A 14,349-nucleotide genomic window follows, 5' to 3' on the forward strand; every position below is an offset into this window, starting at 1 on the left:
AACAAACGGCCCTGTACGCTAATACAGAGCCGTGTAATAATTTTTGCGAGCCAACGGACGGCAATCCACGGCTTGCAATGCTCAGCAAATATTCACACTTACAAAAGCAATCAAAAATATGAATTTCTATACACTGTTATGGAAGCAATTTATGCGAACTACAATTTTAGCATTTAGTATCCTGCTCACTATCGGGCTGCTGTATGTAGAAGCAGCCAACGTTAAGGCCCAGGGCCTTAACAGCCGCATTAACGTGTCGGTTGGCAACGAGAATTTGTCTTCGGTAATTAAAAAGCTCGAAAGCAAATCCAACCTGATATTTGCCTATGATGAAGCTTATCTCGGGCTAAAGGACATCTACGTAAAGCCCGCCAGCTTTACAGATGAGCCTTTAGACATGGTGCTTAGCAACGTTTTAAAATACTCTGGTATCGGCTTTAAAGAAGAAGCCGGCAACATCCTGTTGTTTAAACAAGGCTCGGGTAAAATTACCGGCCGCGTAACCGACGAAACCGGTGCGCCACTACCCGGTGCTTCGGTAAAAATTGCCGGTACTGGTACAGGTGTGGTAACCAACAATGATGGCGGCTACGTACTTAACGTACCCGAAGGTACTTATACGGTAGAGGTAACCTTTGTTGGCTACAGTAAAAGCGAAACCAAAGATGTAAAGGTAGTAGCCAATAAAATAGCAACAATTAATGTGAGCCTTACGGGTGGCAGCCTGCTTAAAGAGGTTACTGTAAGTTATGGTAAACAGCGTGCAAAAGAGATTACCGGTTCAATAGCCGAGTTAAATGCATCTTCTTTAAAAGATATGCCTGTAATACAATTTGCACAGCAATTGGAGGGCAAGGTAGCAGGCGTGTCTGTTGTGCAAAGCAGCGGCCAGCCGGGTAGGGGCATTGATTTCCGGATCCGTGGGGCTGCATCGTTTTTTACAGACAACCAGCCTCTTTTTGTGATCGACGGTATGCCGATTACCGGGAGTATCAACAATATCAATCCCGATGAAATTGAAAGTTTCAGTATCCTGAAAGATGCTTCTGCTACAGCATTGTATGGTTCACGAGCATCAAACGGGGTAATATTAATTACCACCCGCCACGCTAAACCAGGTGCTGGTGCTACAGTAGAATTTAATGCGAATTATGGCGTGCAGGTGTTACCCGGTAACAAAGTACCGAAAGTAATGAATGGCGAGCAATTTGCCGAGTTTATGCGCGAGCGTGCACAGGACGGCTTGCTGTATGAAAAAAATTATAGCATTGCTGCCGACTACAAAGCAGCTTACCTTGACAGGGACCCTGCAAGCTACGGAGAGGGAACCAACTGGTACAAACTGCTTACACGTGCCGCACCCATCCAAAATTATGATGTGGCTATCCAATCGGCTACCGAAAAATCATCTTCTACTGCTATTGTGAGCTACTCTGATCAGCAGGGTGTTTTAATTAACACTGGTACACGCTTGTTTTCTGCACGTATTAATAAAGATGTAACCGCAGTTGATGGTAAACTAAAAGTTGGGTTTAACCTGGCGCCAAGTTACCGCTTAGATCATAACAACCGCTTAACCACAGACGGTGTGGGCGGTTTATTCGAGCGTATTTTCGAGGCCAGCCCGCTGATTGCGCCTTTTAATCCCGATGGTACCTACCAGCGTAATGTAAGCTCGCCGGGTATGGTGGCCTATATTAACCCATTGGCACAATTTAATTTAACCAATGATGATTATAAAACCACACGTATACTTGGAAATGGTTACATCAACTACGAGGTTGTAAAAGACCTGTTATTGAAAGTAAACGTAGGTGTTGATAAGGGCGGCGAAACCCGTAATTACTACCAGTCGGGTATTGTAAGCTCTACAGTTAACAACCCAACCGGTACCAGCAGTTCGGTAGATAATGGTTCATATACGGCCGAAGGGTACATCAATTACAAAAAAACTTTCCACCACGATCATAACCTCGAAATCTTAGGCGGTTACTCTGCCCAGAAGTATTCATCAACCTCTAATACCTTAACCGGTTTAGGTTTCCCTAATGATGATATCCCATACCTTACAGCGGCAACCAGTGTAACCGGTAACAGCAGCTATACAGCTTATTCATTACTGTCTGTTATCGGCCGCATCAACTATAATTATAAAGGTAAATACCTGTTGCAAGGTGCTTTTCGTAACGATGGCTCTTCCCGCTTCGGTGCAAATTCTAGGTATGGTAATTTCCCTTCAGTATCAGCCGGCTGGGTGGTAAGCGACGAGAAATTTATGGAACGCTTTAAAGACGTGGATCTGTTTAAGATCCGCGCCAGCTACGGGGTAACGGGTAATAACTTTTTCTCAAGTAATTATGTGGCACAATCCACTACCTCAAATTACTACTACGATTATAATAACACCATTACCCAGGGTACCACACTCAGCAATTTGGGTAATGCCAATTTACAATGGGAGCGGAGCTTACAGCTTGATTTAGGTTTTGACCTGAGCCTGCTGAAAAACCGCATCAGCCTTACTTACGATTATTATCACAAAATTTCTGACCACCTGATACAAGCCAGGCCGCTGCCAACTTCATCGGGTTTTAGCACCGTTTATGATAACGTAGGTAAACTGGCTTTCTGGGGACATGAGATCACGATCAATACCGTTAACATTAACAACCGCGACTTTAAATGGAACAGTTCCTTCAATATCTCGTTCGATCGTAACATCATCAAGAGTTTAGTATCACCGGGTTATATCCGCCGTAACAATACTGTATCTTCTGATTATTTCCGCCAGCAGGTTGGTCACCACTTGGGTGAGTTTTATGGTTTTATTTATGAAGGATTATATAAGAATGCAGCCGACCTGGCCAGTTCAGCAAAATATCAGGCCACTGCTACATCCCCTAACGGATCATCAGACATTGGTACCATCAAGGTTAAAGATATTAACGGCGACGGCGTGATTGATGATGTGAACGACCGTACCTTTATTGGCGACCCTACACCTACCTTTACAGGTGGTTTTACCAACCACTTTACCTATAAAAGGTTCGACCTCAACATCCATACCTCGTTCTCTGTAGGCGGCCAGATTCTGAACGCAGCAAAATGGGCTTACCAAACCAATATGGATGGTTCGCGCGTACCATTGGCTGCCGCGCTTGATCACTGGCGTTCTATCGACGATCCGGGTTCGGGCATTTATCCGCGTACTAAAACAGGTACTACAGCAATTGGCCGCGAGGTAAACTCACAGTGGCTCGAAAACGGCTCGTACTTCGCCATCAAAAATATCTCTTTGGGGTATACGCTGCCTTTCAAAAATAATTTCGCCTTTAAATCGCTTCGTGTTTACGGCTCGGTACAGCAAGCCTTTGTATTTACCGGTTACTCGGGCATGAACCCTGAGATCAGTTTAAGCGGCCAGGATCCAACACAAGGTATTGGTGTGGATGAGAATGGCTACCCGGTACCGAGAACTTTCTCAATAGGTGTTTCAGCGTCATTAAAATAATTGAAAGCAAAATTTAAAAAGAGCACAATGAAAAAAATATATACTTTGATGGGGCTGGTATTGCTAACAGCAGCTTCATGCAAAAAAAGCTTTATTGATCTGGCGCCCAAATCATCATACAGCGACCAGAATTATTACCAAACAGATGCGCAATTCGGGCAGGCAACAACAGCTGCTTATGCAGGCTTGCGCGATGTGGTGACTACCGATTACCTTTTCTCGGAAATGCGCTCTGATAACACAATTTATCAGTCGTTTTTAAGTAACAGGGGTACGGCCTATACAGACCGCGAAAAACTTTCTGATTTTATGGATCCATCAACTGATAGCTATACCGCTACCGAATGGCAGGATCTGTACCTCGTAATATCAAGGGCTAATATTGTAATCTCGAGGTTGAAAACCGCATCTGGCATCCCCGATGCTTCTGTAAAAAGCTACGACGGCCAATGTAAATTTCTGCGTGCGCTGATGTACTTTAAGTTGGTGCGCCTGTTTGGTGGTGTGCCGCTGTTTTTGAATGAAGTGCGTACGCCTGAAGATGCTTTCCTGCCGCGCTCATCTGCCGATGATGTGTACAAACAAATTATTGCCGATGCTACCGATGCCATGACCGAACTGCCGGTACCAACAAAATTTCCCCAAACTGGAGCCGCTACCAAGGGTGCTGCTACGGTATTATTGGCCGATGTATATGTAACGCAGAAACGCTGGGCTGAAGCCGAGACCTTACTGAACAGCTTGTCAACGATGGGTTACTCCCTAAACGCCAATTATTCTGACGCTTTTTTACCTGCTAATAAAAACAACAAAGAGTCGTTATTTGAGGTGCAGTTTTTGGATGGAACCACTACGGGTTCAACACCCAACCCTTTGTGTTTTCACTTTTTGCCACGTAGTAAAAATACTTCGTTAATTACCACGCTGGCTATTGATAACACCACTACGGGCGGCTGGAACACACCAACACAGGATCTGATTAGTAACTACGAAGCGGGCGACAAGCGCCTGGATGCTTCTATCGGTGTTGCCGAAGGTGTGTATGATGGCAGTAACTATTTTACTTATTCTGCCGTGAAGAGCATTGTAGGATACACCACGCCTCCAAGCGGAAAAACGGCAGTGCCTTATTGTAAAAAATATGAACACACACCTGCAGCTATAACAGGTTCGGCTGATGATTTCCCTATTTACCGTTACTCAGAAGCCTTATTGTTATTGGCCGAAGCGCAAAACGAGCAGGGTAAGTCACCTTTAACTGCTTTAAATACAGTGCGTGCCCGTGCAGGATTGGCTCCTGTTACCAGTGCCGATCAAACAACCCTGCGTAATACTATTTTACACGAGCGCCGTGTTGAGCTGGCCTTCGAAAACAAACGCTGGCACGATTTGACACGCACCGGTAATGCATTAACTGTGATGAATGCCTTTGGTGTGAAACTGAAAACCCAGATCAGCTACATCTCGGCAGATTCATACATCGTTACTAACGATAAACTACTGTTTCCACTGCCTCAGGCTGAAGTAGGTCTGAATACGCAGCTTACACAAAATCCAGGTTATTAATATCCTTTACCCCGCTGCTGCAAGGCAGCGGGGTATTTCATTTACACTATACTTATGGCAACATTTAAAAATATATGCTTAGCCTCATTGGCTATGGGCATGCTCACGTTTGGCAACCAGGTAAAGGCCGCAACGCTGGTTGATACGGTGCTCAACACGCCCGGTACCCCTGCAGTGGTTAAGCCCGGTGATTTCTCAATCGCTGTATTACCCGATACGCAATATTATATTGCCCAGGCACAGCTTGGCGGTACATTCGATATGTTTAAAGCACAGATTGAGTGGATCCAGAAAAACCAGGTTAAAGAGAACATAGCTTATGTTGCCCACATGGGCGATATTACCGAGCATGGCGACAACCCGGTAACCAATCGTTCTGAATGGTATCTGGCAAAAACTGCGCTTTATGGTTTGGAAACTCCTGTAAGTATCCCTTACGGTTTAAGTGTGGGTAACCACGATCAGTTTCCATCGCAATACCCTGTAACCGGCACTACCAATGGTTATAATAAATATTTTGGCGTTCCGCATTTCGAAGGACGGCCATATTACGGCGGCCATTACGGTAAAAATAATGATAGCCATTATGACTTGTTTACCGCAGGTGGAGTTGATTTTATTGTTCTATTTCTCGAGTTTGATTCGCATAACGAAGACCAGGCCAATATGTACGGTTGGGCCAATGAGATCCTGAAAAAATATGCATCGCGCAAAGCCATTGTGGTAAGCCACTCCATACTGCACTTTGCCCCGGTAGCAGGTTCGTTAACCCCGCAGGCACCGTTTAACGCCGAGGGTAAAGCTATCTATGAAGCCTTAAAAGGCAACCCTAATGTGTTTATGATGCTTTGCGGCCACGTTGGCGATAATGGCGAAGGCTATCGTACCGAAACCTATAACGGCCATACCATCAAAGCTTTCCTAAGCGATTACCAGAGCCGACCAAATGGTGGTAATGGATTGATGCGTTTGTACAAGTTCTCGGTTAAGAACAACGAGTTGTCTGTTCGCACATTTTCGCCATACACTAAAGAGAGCGAAACCGATGGCGACAGTCAGTTCACCGTTCCTTTATTCTAAATACACATTTACCTATTCAATAAACATTTATGAAACATCTATTCAAGGGGCTTTTAATTTGTCTGCTGGCTACTTCTGTTGCCCGCGCGCAAGATAAACACGTCGTATTAATCAGTATAGACGGCTTACGTCCCGAATTTTACCTCGACCCAACATGGGGCATGGTCAACGTTCGCCAGGCCATGAAAACCGGTACCTACGCACAGGGCGTGCGCGGTAGTTTCCCAACGGTAACTTACCCGTCGCACACTACCATCATCAGTGGGGTATTGCCGGCCAAACATGGTATTTACTACAATACACCGGTTGAGCCGCTGGGTATTACCGGTAAATGGTTTTGGTATTATAAAGACATAAAGGTACCAACCATCTGGACGGCGGCCAAAGGTGCCGGTTTAGTTACTGCCGGTGTAAGCTGGCCTGTAACTGTTGGCGCACCTATTGATTATAACCTGCCCGAGTTTGTAATACTGCCGAAAAACAAAGGCGAGAAAAAGGACGAGATCAAAGCTTTATATGATGAATCGAACCCTAAATCGCTTTTCCAGGAAATGCAGGATAATGCCATTGGAAAGCTGAATGAGGAGTACGGCGCAACCATAGATAATAATACTAACGACCAGAATAAATCGCGCATGGCGGCTTACATTTTACGTAGATACAAACCAGCGTTCCTGGCTATCCATATCGGGTTAACCGACCATTTTCAGCATGAGCAAGGCCGCGATGGCGATAAAGTACGCTCAGCTGTGGTAGGGGTAGATGTAGCCATCAAAACCATCATGGATGCCGTTGAAATGGCAGGCATGCGCGAGAACACCACCTTTATTATAACCGGGGATCATGGGTTTGTTGACATCAATACACAATTTAACCCTAACGTAATGCTGGCCAAAATTGGTTTATACAATAACGATGATAAAGAAAACTGGAAAGCTTACTTTCAGCAAAGCGGTGGTTCTGCATTCCTGATATTGCGCGACCCGAAAGACAAAGCTTCATTAGAAAAAGTAAACAAAGCCCTTGCAGAATTACCTGCCGGTATTAAAAAGCTTTTCCATGTGCTAGATAAGAAACAAATTGCCGAAGCACAGGGCGACCCTAATGCAGCATTGGCACTGGCGGCTTATCAAGGCATTTGCTTTGGAGCAACTGCCACAGGCGAACTGCTTACGTCAGCCAAAGGCGGTACACACGGCTATCTGCCTACTGATTTTAAAGACATTCAAACCGGCTTTCTTGCGTTCGGACGCGGCATAAAGCAAGGTGTGGTTTTACCCGTGATTGGTCAAGAAGATATTGCACCGCTTATATCTAACCTATTGAACCTTCAAATGACTGACATGGACGGTGTTGTTTATCCGGGGATGTTGGTGCCTGAAAAGAAAGGTAAATAACACAGGTATATTCAATTGTATGCGTTATGTAATTAAATCGTGATCCCAACCGGGATCACGATTTAATATAGATATTTTTTTACTTTGGTGTATTAAAAGCCCTGGTTGTAATGAAACACGAATTACCCTGCTGGTACGATGAGCTCAGGAAAAAATATCCGATAGTAACCGAAGACGAGTGGCGTTTGCTTGATTTGATGGCCACCGTTAAGCAAGTTAAAAAAGGTGATTCGTTTTTGAAGTATGGGAAGGTTGCACGTTTTTCGGCCTTTGTAATTTCGGGCACGTTTAAATTTTCAATCCAGGACGAAGATGGTAACGAAAAGATCATTAAATTCGGCTTCCCTAATGATTTTCTGGCCAATTGCGAAAGCTATAATAAAAAAGCCCCGTCTGCCGTAAGTATTACAGCATTGGAAGATGCAGTAGTGCTAAGAATCAATATCAAAAAACTACAGCCGCTCTACGATCTCCACATGAACCTGCTGCATGTAAACCTGCAGTTGTACCAGGAAATACTGGAGCAGCAGTCAGAGCATCAATATATTTTATCCTTAAAAAGTCCGTTACGTCGTTACCGTTACCTGTTAGAACGCCGGCCGGCCATCATCCAAAAAATATCGCTCACTAATATCGCGCGTTACCTGTATATCAGCCGCGAAGCCTTAAGCCGGGCGAGATTATTTATGTTGAAATAAAAGCGCTTTTGTGACTGAAGTCACTAACTGAAATATTCCCCAACCATAGCTTTGTTTCAAAAATAGAGATGAAACAAAGCATAATATTACTCCACGGGCTATTTGGGGGATTAAGTAACTGGAAAGAGGTAGTCAACCATTTCGGAAAACGGTTTGATATTTATATTCCGGAGCTGCCCATATACGAGAAATATAAAACAGATAGCCTCGAACATTTACTCAATTTTCTGGAAGGGTTTATTGCAGCCAATAAACTTGAGGATGTTATTCTTGTCGGCAATTCATTGGGCGGGCACGTTGCTATTCTTTACACACTCAAATACCCCGCTAATGTTGCAAAACTGGTGTTGACAGGTAGTTCTGGATTGTATGAAAATACCCAGGTGGGTAGTTATTTGAAGCGTGGAAACTATGTTTACATCAAAGAACGGGTTGCCGCAACATTTTATGACCCTGCCATAGCTACTGATGAACTTGTTGCCGAAGTATTGCAGGTAACTACCAATACCTTTAAATGCCTTTGCGCTGTTAAAACTGCAAAATCGGCCCAACGGAATAATGTGCTTGTGCACCTTCCCCAAATTTTGACACCTGTTTTATTGATATGGGGTAATGAAGACCAGATTACACCATTGTCTGTTGCCAAAGAGTTTAAGCAACACTTATCAAATTCGAAGCTTGTGATACTGCCAGAATGCGGACATGCCCCGATGATGGAGAAACCGGAAGAGTTTAATGAGGTATTAGAGCAATTCTTGTTGATTAATTGAAAGTATTGCCGAATCCCAACTAAACCTTCTGCACGCACCAGGTAGTCATGGCACGCATATTTTGTACGTTAGTGGTTTTTAGTGGTTCGTACAATACACCCAGTTCATCGGTATATTTTAGCAGCCTTTGTTCGTCTACTAAATAACGTTCGCTGCCGTCTCGTAATAAATAGCGGTGGTTGCCTAAGGGCTTTACCAATGTTTCTATCCCGATATCTGATGCCAGCCTTGCAAAAAAGTAGCCACCCGGTTTTAATACCCGGAATATAGAGCGCAGCATGCTTTCGAAATGCTGTTCGTCTTTCGCAAAATGTAGTACAGCGTTGCAGATAATTAAATCGAATTCGGCATCGTTATACGGCAGATCTTCAGCTGTGCTTACTATAAAATTTGATAGCAGATTATCTGGTGCAAGCGCTGCTGATAATTGCTTAACCGTTTCAATCGCGGCAGGATTCGGGTCGATCCCAAAAACCTCATAGCCATTGCGTAAAAAATAAAACAGGTTTCGCCCGCTGCCACAGCCTACATCCAGTACTTTTTCAGCGTTATCATAACGGCCTTTCAGCAACTGATCGAACAGGTAAATATCAATGTTGCCGTAGGTTTGGAGCAGTGTGTTTTGCATAATGGATGTTGAGTAAACAAATTAGATAATGCGGTGTAAAAGTGCAAGTCTATTTATAAGAAAATGCCTGTTCAAAACTTGAATAAAATATTTTGGCAATAATTAGAAGACAATTTTCTACTTTGGGTATCTGACCCTTTAACCATTTATTATGTTTTATTTTCTAATCCTTATCGCCGTTCTTTTGTTTGTTGCACACGTTGTGCTGTTAATTGCTTCATTCGTTGGCCCTAAATTCGGTTCTTCACGCTATTTTTATTCGCATCTTACCTTGTGGCTTACAGGTATAACCGTTTGTATACTTGCAGTATTGTACAGTGGCGAGCACCGCTCGGGCTTTTTAGATTATTTCAATACGCCTTCACGGGTTGTAATGATCATCGTTTTCACCTTTGCTTTATCCCTGGTTGCACATGGTATAGTAAAGTTTATTGTGCTGCCATTGGTTAAGAAAAATAGAGTTGGGGTGCATTGAGGAGCTTCATTTATCAGGATTTATAATTTTGAGTAGATTATACCCCTTATTAAAGTCAGTGGTGTTGGCACTGCCATTGCATTCCCCTAAATTAGGGGAACACTACTGTCTGTGCAATTTGCAACAGCATTAAATAAGGGGTAAAAAACCAAGAAAATCAGACTTATGGGCACACAGTAATTCCCAGGGAGAGATTTGAAACTCATTCTTTCGCCGGCTGCAGCAATCGCTTTGCAACCGGCCTTATTGTTAAACCTTGTACCAATATCGAGAACACGACAATCATATAAGTAATCAACACAAACTCGTCGCGGTACATATTGGTTTCGAGTGATAGGGCTAGAGCTACCGAAATGCCGCCGCGCAGGCCGCCCCAGGTGAGTATGGCTACTGCATTTTGCTCGAATTTGATTTTGTATTTGAGTACAGATACGGGTAGTATTACCGAAATCCACCGCGCTAGTAATACCAGCACTATTGATATACCGCCAATCAATAAAACAGGTGTGCTTATTTTAATGATTAGCATTTCGAGGCCAATCAACAGAAACAGTATGGCGTTCAAGATCTCATCTATCAGTTCCCAAAATTTTTCGATATAATCCTGGGTTAATGCAGAAACGCCTTTGCCTTTTACCTTGTTGCCTAAAATAATGCCGGCCACAACCATAGCCAACGGGCCTGAGACATGTAAATGCCCGGCTACCAGGTAACCGCCCATTACAACAGCAAGGGTTATCATTACTTCAACTTTGTAATCATCTATTGAGCGTAAAGCCAGGTAGCCGATGTAGCCAATCACTGCACCGAAAATTAAACCACCCACTGCTTCCTGTAAAAAAAGTTCAGCTACATTTAATGCCGAGAAATTGCCAGAGCGTGCCACCTCGGCAATACTGATAAATACCACAACGGCAACGCCATCATTAAATAATGATTCGCCCGATATTTTGAGTTCTAAAGATGCGGGGATCTTAGCTTGTTTAAGGATACCTAAAACGGCAATAGGGTCGGTTGGCGAAATTAATGCGCCAAATAGCAGGCAGTATATAAAAGGGATAGGGAAATGAAATACTTGAAACAGGTACCAAACCATACCGCCCACTAAAAAGGTTGAGATAAGCGTGCCCGCAGTTGCCAGGATAATAATAGGCCAGCGCTCTGCTTTTAATTTACCGGCATCAATGTGGATAGCCCCGGCAAACAGTAAAAAGCTGAGCATAAAGTTCATCAGCACATTCTCAAAATCGATAGATGTAACCATCATAATCGCTTTTTTCGAGAGCAGAAAATTAGAATTACCGGTAACCACCAATACCACAGAACTAATTAACGATAAGGCCATAATACCGATGGTTGGCGGTAACTTAATCCATCGATGGTTGATGTAGGCAAATATGGCGGCAATTACAACGGTTATGGTAAGGATTTCGTTAATGTTCATTCAAATGAAATTAGCAGGATCAATAGGTGTTGATCTACTAATTATAAGAATAAAAAATCGAATTCTACAGTACTATCGTCTTATTGAATTAGTACCTGCCTGAAAGCCACGCTATCCCCTTTAAAAGTATCAAAATCAACCGCGTGTTTAATGCCGTTTACAGTGGCCTTGCTGCTGTGCTGCCAAAACTGCCATTTGCTGGCCTGGCTAATCCGTTGCTCAGGCTGATCGTAATGGGCAATCCATAACGGGTACTCATCAAAATAGCCTTTCAGATAATCTGTGTAGAAACTCAGGCCCGAATAAATAATGGGTTTAACCGGACTGCGGTATTTGAGAAAAGAAAGGCAGGCATCCAGTTGGATCCGCATTTGCTCGGGCGATACGCCATCCATTTTTTCAATGTCAACCACCAGAGGCATATCGTTTGGCTCGAGTTTGGCTGTTTTTAAGAACCATTTGGCTTGGGTTTTACCATCCTTCTCCGGCCGGAAAAAATGGTATGCACCGCAGATAAGCCCGGTTTTGGCAGCCTCGCGCCAGTTACGCTGAAAGGTTGGATCGATATAATTAACACCATCTGTGGCCTTAATAAATGCGAAGGTGAGGTGCAGGCCATTCTCATCCATAGCCTTAACCTTTGGCCAGTCTATTTTGCCTTGGGCATAAGATACATCGATACCATGTATGGTATATTTCTCAGAAACGTGGATATTGAAGCTTTTATAGTTGCGGTAGTCTGGATCTTCGCCAATGTCGTTAATCCAGTGCCATGCGCCCTTAAAGCCACTTACCACAAACTTATAGTACAAAGGCGAAAATAAGATGAGCAGTAAAACGCCGATAATAATCGGCCCGTAAGCAAAGCTCCTTTTAGCAGGCTCGGGCTGTTTGGTTTTGGTAGAGGCGCGGGGTTTGGTCACCCGTTTAGCCGCCGGTTTTTTGGGTACGGTTGTCTTGGTAGTTCGCGGAGTTTTTGGGGCAGTAGTCACCCTGCAAATTTAGCGGAATTGTGCTTAAGTATAAGGGGTGTTGATAAACATCAGCCTAATAAAAATCTAAGTCATAAATAATCAGTATGATGTAAACATACCTTGCGCTTAGTGTACCAGCATCTCTTTCAGTTTATGAAAAGAATTGTACGGGCCGATAGATAGCGTGCTGTTTACCAGCCAAACCGGGATACTGCCGCCGGGATCAACGCTGAAGGTATAATCAATACTGAGTTTATGTTCGTTTACAACTGTAACCTTCCATAGCGCAGAGGAGTAGGGTACACGTATAAAGCTTTTATCCTTCGGCAGATAATCGGGCAGGCTTATGGCTTGTATTTCAAATTTGTTGGGTTCTTTGTCGGGCAGTATGGTGAGTTGCACTATCAAATCACGGTCGCGAAGTGGCCAGGGCAGGTGCGAGATAGAGTGGTAGATGATCTGCTGCGGGCTAACGGTTTTTAGCATATTATTGCTCTTGGTGCTGTATACCCATTTACCGTAATTATTAATATCAAGCAGGGTTTTTATCAGGTGCTCTTTGGTGGTTTCCAGTTCGCAAACAACGCGTAATTCCTTTAAATTGCCTGATAGTGGTTTACGGGTATAAATCTCGATGCCATTTTCATTTCGCTTTAATTCCCAGGCACCCTGGCTATGAGCTATGGAGATACATAAGAGCAGGAAAGCGAAAATGAGCAACGGGCTTTTTATCATCAGCTTGATTTTATGGTAATAGCCACCATGACATTTCTTTGACAAATTTAAGGTTATAACGACCTGAATAATCATTTGTTTCAAACTATTGATTACTATAATGTTATGCTTTTGTGAGTTTTGCTCCGGCCGAAAATCTTTTAACAAATGTCCATTTTAAAGCTTCATTTTTGCCGATTTTTCAATAGTACTCCATAAGCTAAAAAGTATATTTGCTCATGGCTAAAATAAAGGTTGCAACACTAAGTCTGCTCGTAGTTTTATTGCTCACATCCTTTAAAATATATCCCGATAAAAAGCAGTATTTGCTCATGGGCTTCGGCATTGTAGAATTGTTTACCTCTGAAGGCGATGCCAGTTGCCCGGCTGCCGATGAAACCCTTATCCATTTAAGTAAAGAGTTTGCCGGTAAACCTGTTTACCTGTTAAGTTTCCATGTTGACTACTGGGATAACAAAGGCTGGAAAGACCCCTACAGTGATCGTGAATTTACTGAGCGCCAGCATCATTATAACCAACTATTACACACCGATGCCTATACGCCGCAGGCTATTTTTAACGGCAAGCAGGAAATGATAGGTTCTGAAACCGATAACCTGCGCACGTTAATAAAAGCATCGTTAAAAGTATTTACCGATAATGTAATTAGTATAGGAGCCGCTATTGATGGCAACCGGCTTACAGTTAATTACCAGTTGCACTCTGTTTCTGATGATGAAATGGTAAACATAGCTTTGGTACAGGAGCGCGTTACCGATAAAGTAACCGCAGGCGCAAATAAAGGTACAACCATTAGCAATGTTAATGTGGTACGTGTTTTTAAAACCATTAATGCTGGTAAAATAACCGGGGCTACGCAACTAACCATTCCGCCTGATATGGAGGGGCACCCGTTCCGTATTATTGCTTATATCCAAAGCAAAAGTACCTGGAAAGTTATTGCCGGTAATACCGTAGTAATCAGCACAACCAAAACAGTAAAGCATCTGTATTAAAATAGATACAAGATCTTAATTGCTTGTTTTTAATAATTTCACTTATTTGCGAGCGCAATTCTGCCTGTTATCCTAA

The 14,349-nt window shown here is 43.3% G+C and carries 12 protein-coding genes; 8 read left to right on the forward strand and 4 right to left on the reverse strand.

Going from position 1 to position 14,349, the window contains the following annotated elements:
- The first annotated feature begins 118 nt into the window (after positions 1–118).
- The 6 genes from PQO05_RS11200 (at position 119) to PQO05_RS11225 (ending at position 9,022) form a co-directional block, all read left to right on the forward strand.
- Positions 119–3,511 carry a SusC/RagA family TonB-linked outer membrane protein gene (locus tag PQO05_RS11200; protein ID WP_273633000.1) on the forward strand — a complete coding sequence of 1,131 codons (3,393 nt, stop codon included), beginning with the start codon at positions 119–121 and terminating at the stop codon, positions 3,509–3,511.
- 27 nt (positions 3,512–3,538) lie between these two features.
- Positions 3,539–5,077 (forward strand): RagB/SusD family nutrient uptake outer membrane protein, encoded by a 1,539-nt coding sequence (locus tag PQO05_RS11205; protein WP_273633001.1) that lies wholly within the window; start codon positions 3,539–3,541, stop codon positions 5,075–5,077.
- A 54-nt stretch (positions 5,078–5,131) separates the two neighbouring features.
- The gene (locus PQO05_RS11210) at positions 5,132–6,157 is read left to right on the forward strand and encodes a metallophosphoesterase (protein ID WP_273633002.1); all 1,026 of its coding nucleotides are present in this window, start codon (positions 5,132–5,134) and stop codon (positions 6,155–6,157) included.
- A gap of 29 nt (positions 6,158–6,186) precedes the next feature.
- Positions 6,187–7,554: an alkaline phosphatase family protein gene (locus tag PQO05_RS11215; protein WP_273633003.1), complete on the forward strand. Its 1,368-nt coding sequence runs from the start codon at positions 6,187–6,189 to the stop codon at positions 7,552–7,554.
- 110 nt (positions 7,555–7,664) lie between these two features.
- On the forward strand, positions 7,665–8,252 hold the full coding sequence (locus PQO05_RS11220; RefSeq protein ID WP_273633004.1) for a Crp/Fnr family transcriptional regulator: 588 nt from the start codon (positions 7,665–7,667) through the stop codon (positions 8,250–8,252).
- A 68-nt stretch (positions 8,253–8,320) separates the two neighbouring features.
- Positions 8,321–9,022: an alpha/beta fold hydrolase gene (locus PQO05_RS11225; RefSeq protein WP_273633005.1), complete on the forward strand. Its 702-nt coding sequence runs from the start codon at positions 8,321–8,323 to the stop codon at positions 9,020–9,022.
- 19 nt (positions 9,023–9,041) lie between these two features.
- Here PQO05_RS11225 and PQO05_RS11230 read toward each other — a convergent pair whose 3' ends face one another.
- Complete coding sequence (locus tag PQO05_RS11230) at positions 9,042–9,650, reverse strand: class I SAM-dependent methyltransferase (protein WP_273633006.1); 609 nt, start codon at positions 9,648–9,650, stop codon at positions 9,042–9,044.
- A gap of 151 nt (positions 9,651–9,801) precedes the next feature.
- On the opposite strand from PQO05_RS11230, the gene PQO05_RS11235 reads away from it, so the two are divergent.
- Positions 9,802–10,125, forward strand: a complete 324-nt coding sequence (locus PQO05_RS11235; RefSeq protein WP_273633007.1) for a hypothetical protein — start codon at positions 9,802–9,804, stop codon at positions 10,123–10,125.
- Between the two features lie 202 nt (positions 10,126–10,327).
- On the opposite strand, the gene PQO05_RS11240 is transcribed toward PQO05_RS11235, so the two are convergent.
- The 3 genes from PQO05_RS11240 to PQO05_RS11250 all read right to left on the reverse strand — a co-directional run bounded on the left by PQO05_RS11240 (position 10,328) and on the right by PQO05_RS11250 (position 13,278).
- The gene (locus PQO05_RS11240; RefSeq protein ID WP_273633008.1) at positions 10,328–11,569 is read right to left on the reverse strand and encodes a cation:proton antiporter; all 1,242 of its coding nucleotides are present in this window, start codon (positions 11,567–11,569) and stop codon (positions 10,328–10,330) included.
- An 80-nt stretch (positions 11,570–11,649) separates the two neighbouring features.
- Positions 11,650–12,561, reverse strand: a complete 912-nt coding sequence (locus PQO05_RS11245) for a glycoside hydrolase family 25 protein (RefSeq protein WP_273633009.1) — start codon at positions 12,559–12,561, stop codon at positions 11,650–11,652.
- A 108-nt stretch (positions 12,562–12,669) separates the two neighbouring features.
- Positions 12,670–13,278 (reverse strand): START domain-containing protein, encoded by a 609-nt coding sequence (locus tag PQO05_RS11250; protein WP_273633010.1) that lies wholly within the window; start codon positions 13,276–13,278, stop codon positions 12,670–12,672.
- 218 nt (positions 13,279–13,496) lie between these two features.
- Between PQO05_RS11250 and PQO05_RS11255 the strand changes: the two genes are divergently transcribed.
- Positions 13,497–14,273: a DUF1223 domain-containing protein gene (locus tag PQO05_RS11255; protein WP_273633011.1), complete on the forward strand. Its 777-nt coding sequence runs from the start codon at positions 13,497–13,499 to the stop codon at positions 14,271–14,273.
- Positions 14,274–14,349: the final 76 nt, after the last annotated feature.

The organism is Mucilaginibacter jinjuensis, from assembly GCF_028596025.1.
Classification (GTDB): Bacteria; Bacteroidota; Bacteroidia; order Sphingobacteriales; family Sphingobacteriaceae; genus Mucilaginibacter; species Mucilaginibacter jinjuensis.